The 14,476-nt window shown below is 59.3% G+C and carries 10 protein-coding genes and 1 pseudogene; 7 read left to right on the top strand and 4 right to left on the bottom strand.

Going from position 1 to position 14,476, the window contains the following annotated elements; all coding sequences use genetic code 11:
* The first annotated feature begins 427 nt into the window (after positions 1-427).
* Positions 428-814, top strand: a complete 387-nt coding sequence (locus tag AB1281_RS15420) for a hypothetical protein (protein ID WP_430346316.1) — start codon at positions 428-430, stop codon at positions 812-814.
* 58 nt (positions 815-872) lie between these two features.
* Here the strand turns inward: AB1281_RS15420 and AB1281_RS15415 are convergent.
* Positions 873-1,001: pseudogene (locus AB1281_RS15415) on the bottom strand (dephospho-CoA kinase); the annotation flags it as partial.
* A gap of 556 nt (positions 1,002-1,557) precedes the next feature.
* Here AB1281_RS15415 and AB1281_RS15410 point away from each other — a divergent pair.
* The 4 genes from AB1281_RS15410 to AB1281_RS15395 all read left to right on the top strand — a co-directional run bounded on the left by AB1281_RS15410 (position 1,558) and on the right by AB1281_RS15395 (position 9,017).
* Positions 1,558-5,952, top strand: a complete 4,395-nt coding sequence (locus tag AB1281_RS15410) for an RHS repeat-associated core domain-containing protein (RefSeq protein WP_430347007.1) — start codon at positions 1,558-1,560, stop codon at positions 5,950-5,952.
* Positions 5,939-6,328 (top strand): ankyrin repeat domain-containing protein, encoded by a 390-nt coding sequence (locus AB1281_RS15405; RefSeq protein ID WP_430346315.1) that lies wholly within the window; start codon positions 5,939-5,941, stop codon positions 6,326-6,328. Before AB1281_RS15410 ends, AB1281_RS15405 begins: the two co-directional genes overlap by 14 nt.
* Positions 6,329-7,336: 1,008 nt before the next feature.
* Positions 7,337-7,981, top strand: coding sequence for a hypothetical protein (locus AB1281_RS15400; protein WP_430346314.1), 645 nt, complete (start codon positions 7,337-7,339; stop codon positions 7,979-7,981).
* Positions 7,982-8,729: 748 nt separating this feature from the next.
* Complete coding sequence (locus AB1281_RS15395; protein ID WP_430346313.1) at positions 8,730-9,017, top strand: hypothetical protein; 288 nt, start codon at positions 8,730-8,732, stop codon at positions 9,015-9,017.
* A 1,299-nt stretch (positions 9,018-10,316) separates the two neighbouring features.
* Here AB1281_RS15395 and coaE read toward each other — a convergent pair.
* Genes coaE through AB1281_RS15380 form a run of 3 tightly spaced genes read right to left on the bottom strand, consistent with a single transcriptional unit; the run spans position 10,317 to position 13,070 of the window.
* Positions 10,317-10,928: a dephospho-CoA kinase gene (coaE, locus tag AB1281_RS15390; protein WP_430346312.1), complete on the bottom strand. Its 612-nt coding sequence runs from the start codon at positions 10,926-10,928 to the stop codon at positions 10,317-10,319.
* Between the two features lie 11 nt (positions 10,929-10,939).
* Positions 10,940-11,803: a prepilin peptidase gene (locus AB1281_RS15385; RefSeq protein WP_005418626.1), complete on the bottom strand. Its 864-nt coding sequence runs from the start codon at positions 11,801-11,803 to the stop codon at positions 10,940-10,942.
* Positions 11,804-11,810: 7 nt separating this feature from the next.
* Entirely contained in the window at positions 11,811-13,070 is a 1,260-nt protein-coding gene (locus AB1281_RS15380; protein ID WP_134970879.1) for a type II secretion system F family protein, read from the bottom strand.
* A gap of 355 nt (positions 13,071-13,425) precedes the next feature.
* Between AB1281_RS15380 and AB1281_RS15375 the strand changes: the two genes are divergently transcribed.
* Complete coding sequence (locus tag AB1281_RS15375) at positions 13,426-13,842, top strand: pilin (RefSeq protein ID WP_134970873.1); 417 nt, start codon at positions 13,426-13,428, stop codon at positions 13,840-13,842.
* Between the two features lie 116 nt (positions 13,843-13,958).
* On the top strand, positions 13,959-14,366 hold the full coding sequence (locus AB1281_RS15370) for a pilin (RefSeq protein ID WP_430347006.1): 408 nt from the start codon (positions 13,959-13,961) through the stop codon (positions 14,364-14,366).
* Positions 14,367-14,476 lie beyond the last annotated feature (110 nt).

Below are 14,476 nucleotides of genomic sequence, written 5' to 3'. Positions count from 1 at the left end.
TCTGTCGCTTGTGCCACCGCATCACCCTCGCGGGAATGATCGGCCAGAAGCCCAACGCGACATCACCGTGATCGCCGCCACGCCGCGTGCGTGTCCGCATGCACGCATTCGTGCACCCAACTGCGGCTTGAGAATTTCCTTACAGATCACGGTGCTGCGGGATGGCCAGATGGGGCGGCTGGGGCAGGTGCCCTGGCCGGGATTGGCGTCCTGAAAAAAACCTTCAACTCAAGCGCTCCGGGTGTGCTGCGGCTCATCATGGAAAATGCATCGCCTGCCTCGTTTCGGCGGATGGTGCGTGGGGATTCATCAGAATCCGCTGGAGTCTTTTTCCTCGCGCTTGAGTTGTTGGGTCTCCGGTACGCCAACCCGCACCGTCCGCCACCTTGCATCCGCAGGTGGCCTGCCGACTGCGAGGAGCCTCACCATGTCCGCACGCCCAATGTTCCCCCAACTGCACGCCCTGATCGGCGAAGCCGCCGACCTGCTGCCGGCCGACGTCGCCGAGCGCATCGAAACCCTGCTCGATGATCCCAAGGATCTGCTGCCAGCCCTGCTGGCCCGCATGGATGGCCGCGATGCCGCCGACGGCCGGCGATTGGAAGCGCAGGGCCTCAGCCCGGCACAGGCGGCCACCATGGCCGGCCTCAGCCGCATCCTGGCCGGCTTGAATGCACTCATGCAGGTCCTGCACGCCGCCGAAGCCGCCCGCGAGCAGGGTGGTGCCCACCAGCAGCTCAGCCCGGATGTCGTCGACGGCCTGCTGCTCGGCGCCCGAGAACTGGCCCGCTATGCCCGCCTGCAGCTGGAGTAGATCCACGCCATGCGTGGATTCGCTTCGGTAGCGCCGGCCGCTGGCCGGCAGCCAGGCCTCAGCCCCCAGCCAACCCCAGATACCGCTCATGCAGCGCTTCCACCTGCGCCTGCAGGTCCTCGGGGTGGCCATCGTTGACCACCACATCATCGGCCAGTGCCAACCGCTGCGTGCGGCTGGCCTGGGCGATCGAGATCTGGTACGTATAAGTTGGGGGAAAAGCATCTGGGCGCGTTGCGCTCTTGCTACTTCCAGAAATGTCGTCGGCACTTGGGATTGGAGGGCGCGAGTTGCGCTGCGATCAGCTCAATTGCGCGAACTCAGTGTTTCTACAGGCGTGTTTAGTCCAGGGATTGGAGCGTATGTTCAAGAGCTATTTTTCGTTGCGCGGTTTCGTCTGCATGGGCGTAATGCTGTTTGTTGGGGCTGCATTCGCACAGACAACGCCTGCCGAAACCAGATACTGTTATCAGGGAAGCTGCTTCGACAATATTGGTGCAGCGGAGTCTCTGATGCGGTCGAAGTCGCGGTACGCAAGTGCACTTCGCAAAGAAAGGACCATTCGGGACAGTTGGTCTCCCGCCACTGGTGACGTGCTTAGAATTCTCTACCAAGCACCTGATCGGCAGCCTGAAGTTTGGTACGAGCCTGGCTATGGTCTGGGCAATGACGGCCCAGAGCTGGGTTACTGCCAAGCTGCGGCCGCAGGGCATGGAAAAAGCCACTGCAAGAGCGAGGACGAGATGGTCAGTGGTTATATGGCCTATATGCAAGCTGCCTCGCCGGAGTGCACCTACGTAAGTCACGGAGTGTCTGGAGAGCACTTGCGGCCGTACTCGAGCATAACGTCACACTACGGCTACGGGACTGCAATTTTTGACTCTCTCGCCAGTCCGCGTGAACTGCGCTATCAGGTCTACTGCCCTGGCTGGGGTACTGGTGTGCCTGATCAGAGAAAGAACAGCATTCGGAGATTTCAGTACTTTGACTGTCCGGTTGGCTATCGGGTCATCGATGGTGGGCATCCTCAGTACAATCCGAATTCAACGCTCATTGATTGGCCAAATGTATGCCGGGCCGTTGATGCACATGAATCCATCTACATCTACAACGTCACTCAGACTGAGTCGACTCCAGGCAACTGCAATCCCTGTTTTCCTGCAACGGGTGATAAGGCGCGATTTGAGGTGGACTTCCAGTTTGCCGGGAAGGACTTCGTTCGCTCCTATCACTCGCTGGGGCAGATTCAAATTTCGCCAGATGTAGGTGCCAACTGGTCGCATTCCTATATGGGTTCATTCACGTCCTCCTATGGGGAAGGGCGCTTCACGGAGCGAGGCTATCTTGAAGCCTACTCATCCGGACGTGGGGAGCGCGCTTCTGCGGAGACGCTCAAGAAGCTCCCTGGCGGTGAATTCGAGCTCGTTGAGGAGTCAGGTTCAACGCGGCGCTTCACCGCGCAGGGGCGCTTGATTGCGATCGGCGACCCGGATCCAAAGAACGGCGTTTCGCTCAGCTACGACGTGAATGGCAGACTGCAGCGAGCTGTTGATGGGTTGGGCCGGTCACTGGTCTTTGCCTACGAACGTGGCAGGCTGATCTCAATTACGCTCCCCGACGGCTCAGTGGCTACATACACCTACGATGACTTCGATAACCTCACAGGAGTCGTAAGGCCCGATGGCACTTCCCGACAGTATCTGTACGCGGAGCCTGGGCTGGCCCCAACGGGTGGCCGTAACCTGTTGACTGGCATCGTCGAAGGCGGCGCGCGGTACGCAACGTTCTCGTACAACGAGAAGGCCAAGGTCACGGGAAGTCATCTTTGGTCGGCGGGGCAGTCTGTGGACGCCATCACCATCAGCTACAACAGCGATGGCTCGGCGACGACGGTGAACAGCCTGGGTGAGGTCCGTCAGAACTTGATTGGCGGCGAGAAGTTCCGACAGATCACCCAAACCACGGACTCCAAGGGGAGCAAGTCGTTCGGGTTTACGCCGAATGGCCGGCCCTCCTATACGCAGGACGCGCTGGGGAATCGCACTTCGTACGCCTACGCTGACTCCAGCAGTGGCCCGGTTTCGCAGGTGCTGACGACGACAGAGGAATCATTGGGGCGGGTGACGCGGACAGTCCGTGATTCGGGCAACAGGGTGATTGAGCAGCGTGTGAGCCAGAGGAACGCTGGCAATGAACAGCTCGTTTCGCTTGATAGAGAAGTGCTGGACACAGCGGGACGTGCTCTCTATTCATGCCAGTACGATGCAACGCAGGGCACGGATTACGTATGTGGCTCCCTACCAGTTGCGCCTGGCAATGTCCGGCAGACAGCACGTGCGTATTGCACGGATGCAGATGTGGCCGCCAATGCACTGCTATGCCCCCTCGTGGGCCTTCAGCGCTCGATCAAGGATCCGGCGGGCAATGTGACGCAGTTTGAGTACTTCGCCGCAAATGATCCGGGCTGTGACGCAGGGGGCGCATGTTCCCATCGCAAGGGTGACCTGCGGGCAATCGTCAATGCGTTGGGTCAGCGCACCGAGTTGCTGGAGTATGACGCGCTCGGTAACCCGGTTCAGATCCGCGGCATCGATGGTTCTGTAGTCGAGCGGTTGTTCGATTCGATGGGGCGCGTTCTGACGGAGACGCTCAAGGGCGATGCGCCGGCCAGTGATCGCATCAGCCTTTATGAGTACAGCTCAACGGGCAAGCGGACTCGTGTCACCGGGCCAGATGGTGTGTGGGTTCGCATGGTCTATGACACGGCCGATCGACTGGTGGCCATCGAGGACGCGGCCGGCAATCGTGTCACCTACACCTTGGACGCTGCTGGCAACCGTATCCGCGAAGAGGTTCGGGACAGTAGTGGTGCGTTGAAGCGGTTCGGGGATCGTCAGTTCGACACCCATAGCCAGATGACCCGACAGGCGGGTGCTGACGGGCTGCCTTTCCTCTTCCGTCATGATGCAAATGGCAACGTGCTGGAAACGGAGAGTCCGCTGGGTGTCATCTCAAAGAGTACCTACGATGGTGCAGATCGCCCCAAAGTGCAGATTCAAGACGTGGGTGGGATCAATGCCGAAGTTCGGTATGCCTATTCCGCTAACGGGCAGGTAGAGCAAGTCGTCGATCCCAAGGGCCTTGCCACTGATTACGCATACGATGGCTTTGGTGCTCCCTTGGGCCAGCTCAGTCCGGATACTGGCAGTGACGGCTTCACGGTGGATGCTATGGGCAACCGCACCACGCGCACCGATGCGCGTGGTGTGAAAGCGGCCTACAGCTACGATGTGCTTAACCGCCTCAAGAGCATCACTTATGCGGACCCGAATCTGGATGTGGTCTACGCCTATGATGCTGCTCCTGCGGTCTGCCCAGCCGGTGAGCGCTTCGGCGAGGGGCGCGTGGGTCAGGCGCTGCATGCGGGTGGCGAGACGGCATACTGCTATGACCGTTTCGGTCAGTTGGTACGCAAGGTACAGACGGTCGATGGGGTTGTCTTGACTCTGCGCTACGCCTACACCAAGGCGGGGAGGCTGGAGCGGCTGACCTATCCGGATGGCAGTATCGCCGACTATGCCTACGACAATCTGGGCCGTGCCAGTGAGGTGGGATTGACGCTTCCAGGGCAGGTTCGGAAGGTGGTCGTCACCAATATCACGTACGCACCGTTTGGCCCGATGACGGGTTGGACGTACGGTAACGGCCGCCATCTGCTTCGGGAGTTGGATGCCGATTACCGTCCGGCACGGGTGTATGACGCGGCGCCGGGAGGCTTGTCCATCGGATTCGGCTACGACGCGGATGGGAATATTGTTGAAGTCAAGGATGGCGCCGGGACGACCACGCTGGCGCGATATAGCTACGATGCGCTGGGCCGCCTGACTCAGACCCGGGACGGTGCAACCGGCACGCCGATTGAAACCTATGTGTACGACGCGACCGGAAATCGCACCTCGCTGACCACGTCGGCGGGTACCGCCAGCTATACCTATCCAGCGACCAGCCACCGGCTGACCGCGGTGGATGGCGAAGTGCGTAATCATGACGCGGTGGGCAATACCACCAGCATCGGCAGCAAGACGTTCACCTACAACGATGCCAACCGCATGAATGCGGTGAAGCAGGACGATGCCGTACTGGAAAGCTACGGTTATAACCATCGCGGTGAGCGCGTGCTGCGAAGCCCGGCTAGTGGCGCAGCGCAGATCACTCTCTATGACGAGACAGGGCAATGGCTGGGCAACTACTCGGCCACGGGCCAGGCACAGCAGCAGGCCATCTGGCTGGACAACTATCCGGTGGCGCTGAGCAATGTGCCGGGTACCGGTGTTCCGGAGCTGGCCTATGTCCAGCCGGATCATCTGGGTACGCCGCGCGTGGTGATCGACCCGGTGCGCGATGTGGCGATCTGGGAGTGGAACAACAAGAGTGAGGTGTTCGGCAACCAGATTCCGAATGCCGATCCGGATGGAGACGGTGTGGCGTTCGAGCTGGCGCTGCGTTTCCCAGGGCAGCAGGCCACGGATACGAGTGGGTTGTTCTACAACTACCAGCGGGAATACGACCCGGCGGTGGGGCGGTATTCGCAGAGTGATCCGATTGGGTTGGATGGCGGGTTGTCCACATACGCCTATGTGAGTGGGCGGCCGGTTGAGCTGATTGATCCGTATGGATTGCGTGAGCTTCAACGATTGCTCAATAGCCGTGGCGACGAGGTCGGAAGCGGGCGGCAGTCCGGTGATGATCTGGCAGCCTTGATCGGTGCCAGCAGGACGTCGGCGCAATTCATGGATATGGGGGCTTGGCTCGATCCTGCTAGTGGTAACCTGTCAATGGCTACGGCAGTGATGAATGCCGCATGGCTCTCGGATCAAGAGCGAAGAAAGCTGGAGTATGACAAGTACAAGGATTTCCAGAAGCGTGGATATGATAAGGATCCAGACGATTGCAGGCGTCTAAAGAATAGAATTGAATTCACCAGGAAGTTGGTGCTGATGCGCCACGCTTGGGATATGAGATGGATGTCGCCAAAGTATCCAGGGGGGAGGCATGCGGCAGCGAATGCGAAGGACTGGGCTGAGCTGAAAGTTCTTGAGGAGAGACTTCGTCGGGAGTGTCCGCATGAATGTGAATGATGAAAATCTGAGAAGGGTTCTTGCAAGCTTTTCCGATGAGTACACTTTTGAGGGTTTCGAGCTAACGGCTCCTGAGAGTCATGGTGTTTGTGGTGACACCCCGCTGCATTCGGCGGCATTCGGTAATGATGTTGATATGCTGAAGAAATTGATGCCCTACGTGACTAACATCGATGTTGCGGGAGATCTTGGTCTTACTCCCATGGGCAGTGCTGCGCTTCATGGTAGCGTTGAGGCTGTGGAGTACCTTCTCGCATGTGGTGCCAATCCGTTCGTGCGAGATGAGGATGGTGCGACAGTGGTAGAGCTGATGCGAATCAGGCCCGGATTTGAGAGTTTGATAGAACGCATAATGTCAGGTTCGGGGGATGCGTGATCGCGGCGGTCTGGCGGTTTCAGAAAGCATAGGTCATCCAACTTTGATTCAATCAACCTGCGCTGTTTGTGCTGGATATGCCGCATGTCCACGGAGCTATTCCCGCTCGCGCGCTCCAGTTCAGCTGCGTTTGCGTAGTAGTTAACTGGGTCGGTGAATGAAGATGGGCCGAGTTGAGCCAATCTCTGGTCCAGTCTCGCTTGGGATCTTCAATTGATCTCGGGGAGACGTTGTGAATTGCTTGGATGGGGAGCGTGTGCTGCCTGGCGTCGTCGTTGGTTCTTGGAGGTGGCATGCGCGGGATCGTGGTTGCCGTGATCGATGATGAGTCTTATGTGGTTGGCTTTTCTGCGGAAGAATGGCGGCACCTCGGACGAAGTGCTCTGTTGCAGGCGCCTGAGTTCGGTCTACTGCAGTGTCCAAACGTTGAGCGCGACTTCACTTTGATCGAACGGTGGCGATCAGGATTTTCTAAATTGTAAGGCTGAGGAGCTTGATTCACTCGCCAAGAGATTGGGTCTTTCGCGCCGATAGCGGAGTCATTGGCGAAAACACAGGAAGACGGATGCTTGCCTTGCGTATTTTCGGGTGTCTCGTGGGTGTGCTGATGGTCGTCTATGGCGTGGCGGTCATGGACAATGCATTGATTGGAACGGGGCCTTGCCGGGCGAACTGCGGTCTGTACAGCGCCTTGATCCGTTTGTTCGGGCAGTCGGCCTATAACAAGCTGATGGGCCTTTCCTGGATTGTCGCGGGAGTGATGTTTATTTTTGTTTCCATCGTGGTTTGGCGCGGAACAGGAAGGGGGGATAGGCGTAGGCGGAAGACGGGACGCCGACGTCGATCAAGATGAGAGGATGAAGTGTCTCACTGGGTCCAAGTCATGCGTGGATGCGCTCCCACGCAAAACAACGTTGAACGCGATGCGCGCATGCCCAATTGCATCATTCTGGTGTTCGTATAATTCGCTGCTCTATTCGTGGAAGTTGCTAATCATCGGTGGGAGTGATGCATCCTGAGATTGAAGTGAAATTGACGGCTTCGGTAGCTGGCTGTGCGAGCTGTGACTTGATGGCGCAGCTGTCGCGCGAAGTGAATGAGCTGGATGCTGCGGATGTTCTGATCAGGGAAGTCATTGATTTTCGCGGAGCGGCGAGCCTGGCCGAGTCGACCCATCAGGCTCTTGAGGTCGATGTGCGAGTTCGAATTGGCGAGGGGGCGAGGGCGTGTCTGAACCTCTCTTCCGTAACCCTTGAAAAGATGGCGTCCATATCCGCTTCATTGAATTTCGATCCCGAGTTGACTGGAGACGACGGCGCAGATGGATTGGAATTGACGGAGGAAAGTGCCCCATCGACACGCCCTGAGCTGGTTGTCGTTCTCGTTGGTGACTCTCCTGTAAGTGGTGAAGAAGTCATCCTTTCCAGAATCGAGCACCAGCTATACAGAACCGGCGACATCCAGAGCGGAGTTCATGAAGCGTTGCAGCACGGCCTTGAGAGGGTGGAGGGTGAGGCAAAGGTGTGGGCGCTGCAGGTGGGAGTACAGCTATCGAGTCAACGCGGAGTGTGGCCGGGTTTCAACCTTTCTTGTGACGTGATCAGACTGATGGCGTCTGGTGGCGTCTCATTGGATTTCGATCCGTATGTCTAGCTCGGTTCCGTTGGTGGCCGACAACTGGAAATCCATATCGGTCGCCCCGTATGGCGCTATTCGAAGGCACGCTTCAGCTCGAAGCCAGCTCTTTCATATCGGAAGTGGATGACGGAATGGTGCTGGAGCTGATGCGGCCCGGGGCAGGATCTGGGGATATGATTCATCTGATCGAGCCGGATGATGTGGGGCGTGATCGGGGCGCACGCCGGTTTCGGGCCGGAATCGGCAGGCTGGGTCTATTCCTTGCTCTCTCGACATTCATGGACTTCCCTGAGTGCTTCCTATGAACTACCCGGATGGGGAAAAGGTACTGCTTGGCGACACCGTTGATCTTGGGGGCGGAACGCGCGGGATCGTGGTTGCCGTGATCGATGATGAGTCTTATGCAGTTGGCTTTTCCGCAGAAGAATGGCGGCACCTCGGACGAGGTACGTTGTTGCAAGCGCCTGAATTCGGTCTACTGTATTGTCCAGATACAGAGTGCGACTTCACTTTGATCGAGCGCGGTCGATCAGGAAGTCCTGAGTCGTAGAGCTGAGAGGCTTGATTCGATTGTTTGGCTTGATAAGCGGCGTCCCTTGCGTGCGGGCAGTACATGATCAAGTTGACTGCAGTGCAAATGGTTGGTGCACGGTCGTTTGCAAGTGAGTGCCGATCATGTCCGGTGTCATGCGAGGAGCTTATCGAGGGTGTTGGTCCGCCTTATTGGGGATGATTCATGGAAAGAAATGCGTATCTGGAAATAATGGAATTTCCGGCCAAGTGGCGGGAGTACAACTTGTTGCCGGCAGAGTTGATTGATCAGCTCATGGCTACATATCAGCCTGGGATGGAGAGCGCCTCCGAACACGATAGGAACAGTGTCTTCCATTGGTGGTTGAGGCAGTCGCCAAGTAAGGATTTGCTGATGAAGTTGGTTGAGCTTTCCTTTTTGGATCCTGATCAGGTAATGGCGGGTGATGTCAGAAAGTACATCGCCCAAAGCATCTTTTTTGATCAAGATGTAGCTCTGCTTATTCGTGGCGGCCGGTGATTTCCTGATTGATTGGGGATGTAGGTCTGGGCTCCAATGACCCGCCGGATGGAGGGGGCACGAAGGAGTCCCTTGCTGAAGCGGTCACCCCGGTGAGCTGATCTGGCTGCGTTCGAACAATTGTCTGATGTTCACCGACTGCACTTGATTGGTTTGCATCTACGACCTGATGCAGGAGCACATCAGCCCCTACTGCCGCCAGCGGATCGAAGTGACTGAACGAATGATTCGGGTGCAGGGAAGGCGACCAAGCTCATCTGGATGAGCGGTTGATCCGTCGAAGCGATGGCTTGACAGGCTTGAGCGGACCCTTGGTTCAAATGAGGCTACAGCCGATGGTGCGCTGATACTGTTGAGCGCATTTTCCTGTGGCTTGTGGAGGCTGAGTTGGTGATTCGAAATCCATTTGAGGCGACGGGACTTCATGACTCCTCTCTCGATTCAGTGCAGGTGTCGATCTTGGATAGATCCTGCCTGGTACGGGCTGTTGGCGTATGCGGTGACCTCGCTGAAGGCGCATTGGCTGACATTGGCTGCCATAGCCTTGAATCCTTCTTCCTGTTGATCGACAGTCAGGAGCTGTCAGACAACGCCTGGCCCGGGAACATTCAGGATGGTCATTTTGATGGGGAAGACTGCGCTGGCGTGCTTCGGCTTTATCTGGCCGGAGGCATGCTGGAGGCGGGTGGCAGTCCACTCAGGTCTGAGCTCCCTTCGCTGTCTGGACATTCTCCACGACCCAGCGTGTCCGCGGCCTCTGGAAGACGACTCGATGGAGTTGCTGCCGGGCGGCTGAGTTTCGCTGTCTTGACGGGGTTGAGCCATTCCGTAGGCAGCAAGCAGTTCTCAGTTCAGCTGTTGGTGCTGAAGGATACAGATGTCATTTGCTTGCCAGAGGTGCCTGAGCGCATTCCCGTGTCTGTCTGCTTCGAAGGCGTCAAGTCGTGCACGGTGAGGTTTGATGAAATCGTAATGGAGTGGAACGAGCGTCTCGGAAATGTTGCGAGCTGCCTCGTCGACGAAAGGCGAGGGGTCTGCTGGTTATACCTGCGGAACGGGATAGTTGTGATCGAGGCCCACGCCGCAGTGATGTTGTTCGATTAGGCCCAGTTGAAGGAGGCAAGGCAATTCGGCTGCGATCATCAAGCCGAGCATGGGCTCGGCTCTACAGTAGATCCAAGTCATGGGTGGATGCGCCTCGGTAGCGCCGGCCGCTGGCTGGCAGCCGAGTCGTCCAGTAGATCCACGCCATGCGTGGATTCGCTTCGGTAGTGCCGGCCGCTAGCCGACAACCAGACATCAGCCTCCAGCCAACCCCAGATACCGCTCATGCAGCGCTTCCACCTGCGCCTGCAGGTCCTCGGGCTGGCCATCGTTGACCACCACATCATCAGCCAGTGCCAACCGCTGTGTGCGGCTGGCCTGGGCGGCGATCATCTTGTCGGCCAGCGCGGCGTCGATGCCGTCGCGCTGCATCAGCCGGGCGTGCTGCACGGCTTCGGGCACATCCACCAGCAGTACCCGGTTCAACCACGGGTAGGCCTGCCGCCCACCGACCTCGGTCAGCAGTGGAATGGCGGCAATCGCATAGGGGCTGGCGGCCTGCTCGCACTGCTGTTGCATCAGCAAGCGGATGGCCGGGTGGGTGATCGCTTCCAGTGCCGCCCGTTCGGTCGGGTCGGCGAACACGTGGGCACGCAGGCGCGACCGGTCCAGGCTGCCGTCCGCCTGCAGCATGTCGGCGCCGAACCGCTCGGCGATGCGGCCCAGGGCGGGGCTGCCGGCGGCGACCACCGCGCGGGCGGCCAGATCGGCGTCAGCCACCACGATGCCCAGCGCCTCGAAGCGCCGGGTCACCTCGCTCTTGCCGGCGGCAATGCCGCCGGTCAGGCCAACCACATACCGGCTCATGGGGATTCCCCTCAGCGCAGTCCGCTCAGCACCAGGTACTGCTCCACCACGGGCGCGCCCCACATGAAGTACAGCCAGCCCGCGATGGCCAAGTAGGGGCCGAACGGGATCGGCGTGGCGCGGTCACGGCCCCGGGTGTACAGCCAGATCGAGCCGATGATGGCGCCCAGCACCGAGGACAGCAGGATGATCGGCAGGATGCCCTTCAGCCCGCACCAGGCGCCGAGGGCAGCCAGCAGCTTGAAATCGCCGTGACCCATGCCTTCCTTGCCGGTCAGCTGCTTGAACAGCCACCAGACCATCCACAGCGACAGATAGCCCACCGCCGCGCCGACCAATGCCGGCTTGGCCGGCATGTAGAGGTTGTCGATGTTGCCTATCAGGCCCAGCCACATCAGTGGCAGGGTCAACTGGTCGGGCAGCAGCTGGGTGCGCAGGTCGATGCCGGACAGGGCGATCAGGAAGCAGGTCAGCACGATGGCACCGAAGCCCTGCCAGCCGAATCCGAACTGCCAGACGCAGGCCAGCACCAGCACCGAAGTCAGGGCCTCGACCAGCGGGTACTGCAGCGAGATCGGCGCCTTGCAGTGGCGGCACTTGCCGCCCTGGATGATCCAGCTGAACAGCGGGATGTTCTCGTACCAGCTCAGCTTGTGCTTGCAGTGCGGGCAGTGCGAGGGCTCGACCACGATCCCCGGTGGCGGGGGCTCGTAGAAGTCCGGTTCTTCCAGGACCTCGCGCGCATCGCGCTTCCACTGCCACTCCAGCCGCTTGGGCAGGCGCAGGATGACGACGTTGAGGAAACTGCCCAGCAGCAGCCCCAGGGCGGCCGCGGCGGGGTAGCCGAGGCCGGGATGCTGGTCGAGAAATGCCATGTAGTGATTATCCGACGACGGAAGCGAGCTTGAAGATCGGCAGGTACATGCCGATGACCATGCCGCCGACGATGGTACCAATGATCACCATGATGATCGGCTCCAGCAGGCTGCTGAGGGCGTCAACGGCATTGTTGACCTCCTGCTCATAGTACTCGGCCACCTTGAACAGCATGGCGTCCAGGGCACCCGCCTCTTCACCGATGCCAGTCATCTGGATGACCATGTGCGGGAACAGGGCGGTCTGCTTCATGGCCATGTTGACCGGGTAACCGACCGACACGTCGTCGCGCATGCGCAATACGGCATGCTCGTAAACCGTATTGCCGGTGGCGCCGGCCACGATGCCCAGGGCCTCCACCAGCGGCACGCCGGCCTTGAAGGTCACAGCGGTTGTGCGGGCAAAGCGGGCGATCGAGCTGTTGTGCATGATCTGCCCGATGACCGGAACCTTGAGCACCAGTCGGTCCATGCTGTGCTGCATCTTGGGCGAGCGTTTGTAGGCCGCGATGAAGCCGACGATCGATCCGATGATGACCAGCAGGATCAGCCACCACCACGAGACCATGAAGCGGGACAGATTCACGATCATCTGGGTGAAGGCGGGCAGGTCCGCGCCGAAGCCCTTGAATACGTCCTCGAACTGCGGCACCACCCAGACCAGCAGGATGCCACTGACCAGCAGGGCAACCGCCAGCACCATGGCGGGATAGAACATCGCCTTCTTGATCTTGCCCTTCAGGGCTTCAATGTTCTCTTTGTAGTTGGCGACAGTGTCCAGCACTGTCTCCAGAACGCCGGCGCCCTCGCCCGCCTTGACCAGGTTGCGGTAGAGCTCGTCGAACTGCACCGGATACTTGCTGACCGCTTCGTAGAGCGATGACCCGCCCTCGATATCGGTGCGCAGGCCATCCACCATCTTCTTCATGCGCGGGTTCTTGTGCCCGCTGGCGATGATTTCCAGCGAACTGACGATAGGCACACCGGACTTCATCATGGTGGCCATCTGCCGGCTGAAGAACGCGATGTCCTTCGGCGAGATTCGGCTGCCAGAGCCGCCGAACAACGGCTTGGGCTTGAGTTTGACCGTGCCTGGCGTAATGCCTTGGCGGCGCAACTCAGCCCGCAGCAGGTTCGCATTTTTCGCGGCCTGCTCGCCTTTCATTTTCACACCCCGCTTGTCGGTCCCCACCCAGACAAACGGCTGCAGGTCCGTGGTGCTGCGCGCCACGGGCTCCTTCTTGATCGCACTGCGACTGACAGACATATCGGCTCCCCAAGACCCGCCATCCCCAGGCGGGCGTCTAGTCGTTGATGGTAGCGGGTTCATGCCCGTCTGGGCAGTTGCCAAGGGGCCCATGATGCGAATTCGTGCCGGGTGCCGACCAAAGGTGACGCACTGCGTCACATTGCCGCGTCCATCGCAGATTCGCATGCGGGGGGTTCCCATCCGTGAAATAGCTGCCATCATGGGCGCGGGGAAATCCAGGGGGAGGCGTGCCGGGGTTGGCACGCAACCTGCGTTGATCCACCCGCAGGGGGCAGGACCCGCTCAGCTGGCCGCTGGCCAGACCGATCCTGTCCTCTGAAATCAACCACCACTTATCTTGGGGATGTACCAAATGAAGAACCAGAAGGGCTTCACCCTTATCGAACTGATGATCGTCGTTGCGATCATTGCCATCCTGGCTGCCATCGCTCTGCCGATGTACCAGGACTATGTGGCCAAGTCGCAGGTCACTGCTGGCCTGGCTGAAATCACCCCCGGCAAGACCCAGTACGAAGTCGCCCTGAACGAAGGCAAGACCACCGTCGCCGATATTGCCGAGCTGGGTCTGAAGGACTCCGATCGTTGCAAGATCACCCCGATCACTGCGCTGAGCGCGACGGGCTCGATCGAGTGCACCCTTGCCGGCAACACCAAGATCGTCGGCAAGAAGATCCGTGTGGAACGTGCTGCTGATGGCACCTGGGCTTGCAAGACCGATATCACCGCAGCGGACAAGAAGTACATCCCGAGCGGCTGCGTCACCGGCTAATGTGACCTGCATCGGTTGATCAGAGGCCCCGCTCGTCGGGGCCTCTTTTTTGGGGCTGATTGCCTGGGCAGTCAGATTTGCTGGAGCAGGTCTGGAACCATTGGGGAGTGTTCCATATGAGCCGGGAGCGTGGGTTCACCTTGATTGAGTTAATGATCGTCGTGGCGATCATTGCGATCCTTGCGGCAATTGCATTGCCGATCTATCAGGACTATGTCGCGAGGGCGCAGTTGTCAGCAGCTTTCGCCGACATCCGTCCGGGCAAGACAACAATTGAAACGACAGTGCAGGACAATCGCGATAGTTCGTTGATCGACGCGACCTATGTGGGCTTGAGGCCTACTGTGCGCTGTTCGGATGTATCGGCAGAGCTCGCGGCCAGCGGCGTGGCCAGCATAAGCTGTACCGTCATTGGTGGCCCGGCTGTCAACGGCAAAGACCTCATCCTCCGCCGCGCAGCCGACGGCACTTGGACCTGCGACGGCAGCGCCTTCGAAGCGCGCTATCGCCCAAGCGGCTGTTGATCACACTTCGGCCTGCCAATGGGATGTTGGCGGGCCGTTGACGGGGCTATCATCCCCGGGGGAGTCAGGATCGTGCCTGCCGGGCTGGGAGTGCCGGGCGAGGCAGTCAT

This window comes from Stenotrophomonas sp. NRRL B-14846 (assembly GCF_050473585.1).
Lineage (GTDB): Bacteria > Pseudomonadota > Gammaproteobacteria > Xanthomonadales > Xanthomonadaceae > Stenotrophomonas.
The sequence above is the reverse complement of the archived record's forward strand: the minus strand, read 5'-3'. Positions and strand labels throughout refer to the sequence as shown.

Excerpts from the sequence above, each read along its gene's own strand:
- AB1281_RS15420 (WP_430346316.1), top strand. The coding sequence starts at position 428 with ATGTCCGCACGCCCAATGTTCCCCCAACTGCACGCCCTGATCGGCGAA.
- AB1281_RS15410 (WP_430347007.1), top strand. The coding sequence starts at position 1,558 with ATGGTCAGTGGTTATATGGCCTATATGCAAGCTGCCTCGCCGGAGTGC.
- AB1281_RS15405 (WP_430346315.1), top strand. The coding sequence starts at position 5,939 with ATGAATGTGAATGATGAAAATCTGAGAAGGGTTCTTGCAAGCTTTTCC.
- AB1281_RS15400 (WP_430346314.1), top strand. The coding sequence starts at position 7,337 with ATGCATCCTGAGATTGAAGTGAAATTGACGGCTTCGGTAGCTGGCTGT.
- AB1281_RS15395 (WP_430346313.1), top strand. The coding sequence starts at position 8,730 with ATGGAATTTCCGGCCAAGTGGCGGGAGTACAACTTGTTGCCGGCAGAG.
- coaE (WP_430346312.1), bottom strand. The coding sequence starts at position 10,928 with ATGAGCCGGTATGTGGTTGGCCTGACCGGCGGCATTGCCGCCGGCAAG.
- AB1281_RS15385 (WP_005418626.1), bottom strand. The coding sequence starts at position 11,803 with ATGGCATTTCTCGACCAGCATCCCGGCCTCGGCTACCCCGCCGCGGCC.
- AB1281_RS15380 (WP_134970879.1), bottom strand. The coding sequence starts at position 13,070 with ATGTCTGTCAGTCGCAGTGCGATCAAGAAGGAGCCCGTGGCGCGCAGC.
- AB1281_RS15375 (WP_134970873.1), top strand. The coding sequence starts at position 13,426 with ATGAAGAACCAGAAGGGCTTCACCCTTATCGAACTGATGATCGTCGTT.
- AB1281_RS15370 (WP_430347006.1), top strand. The coding sequence starts at position 13,959 with ATGAGCCGGGAGCGTGGGTTCACCTTGATTGAGTTAATGATCGTCGTG.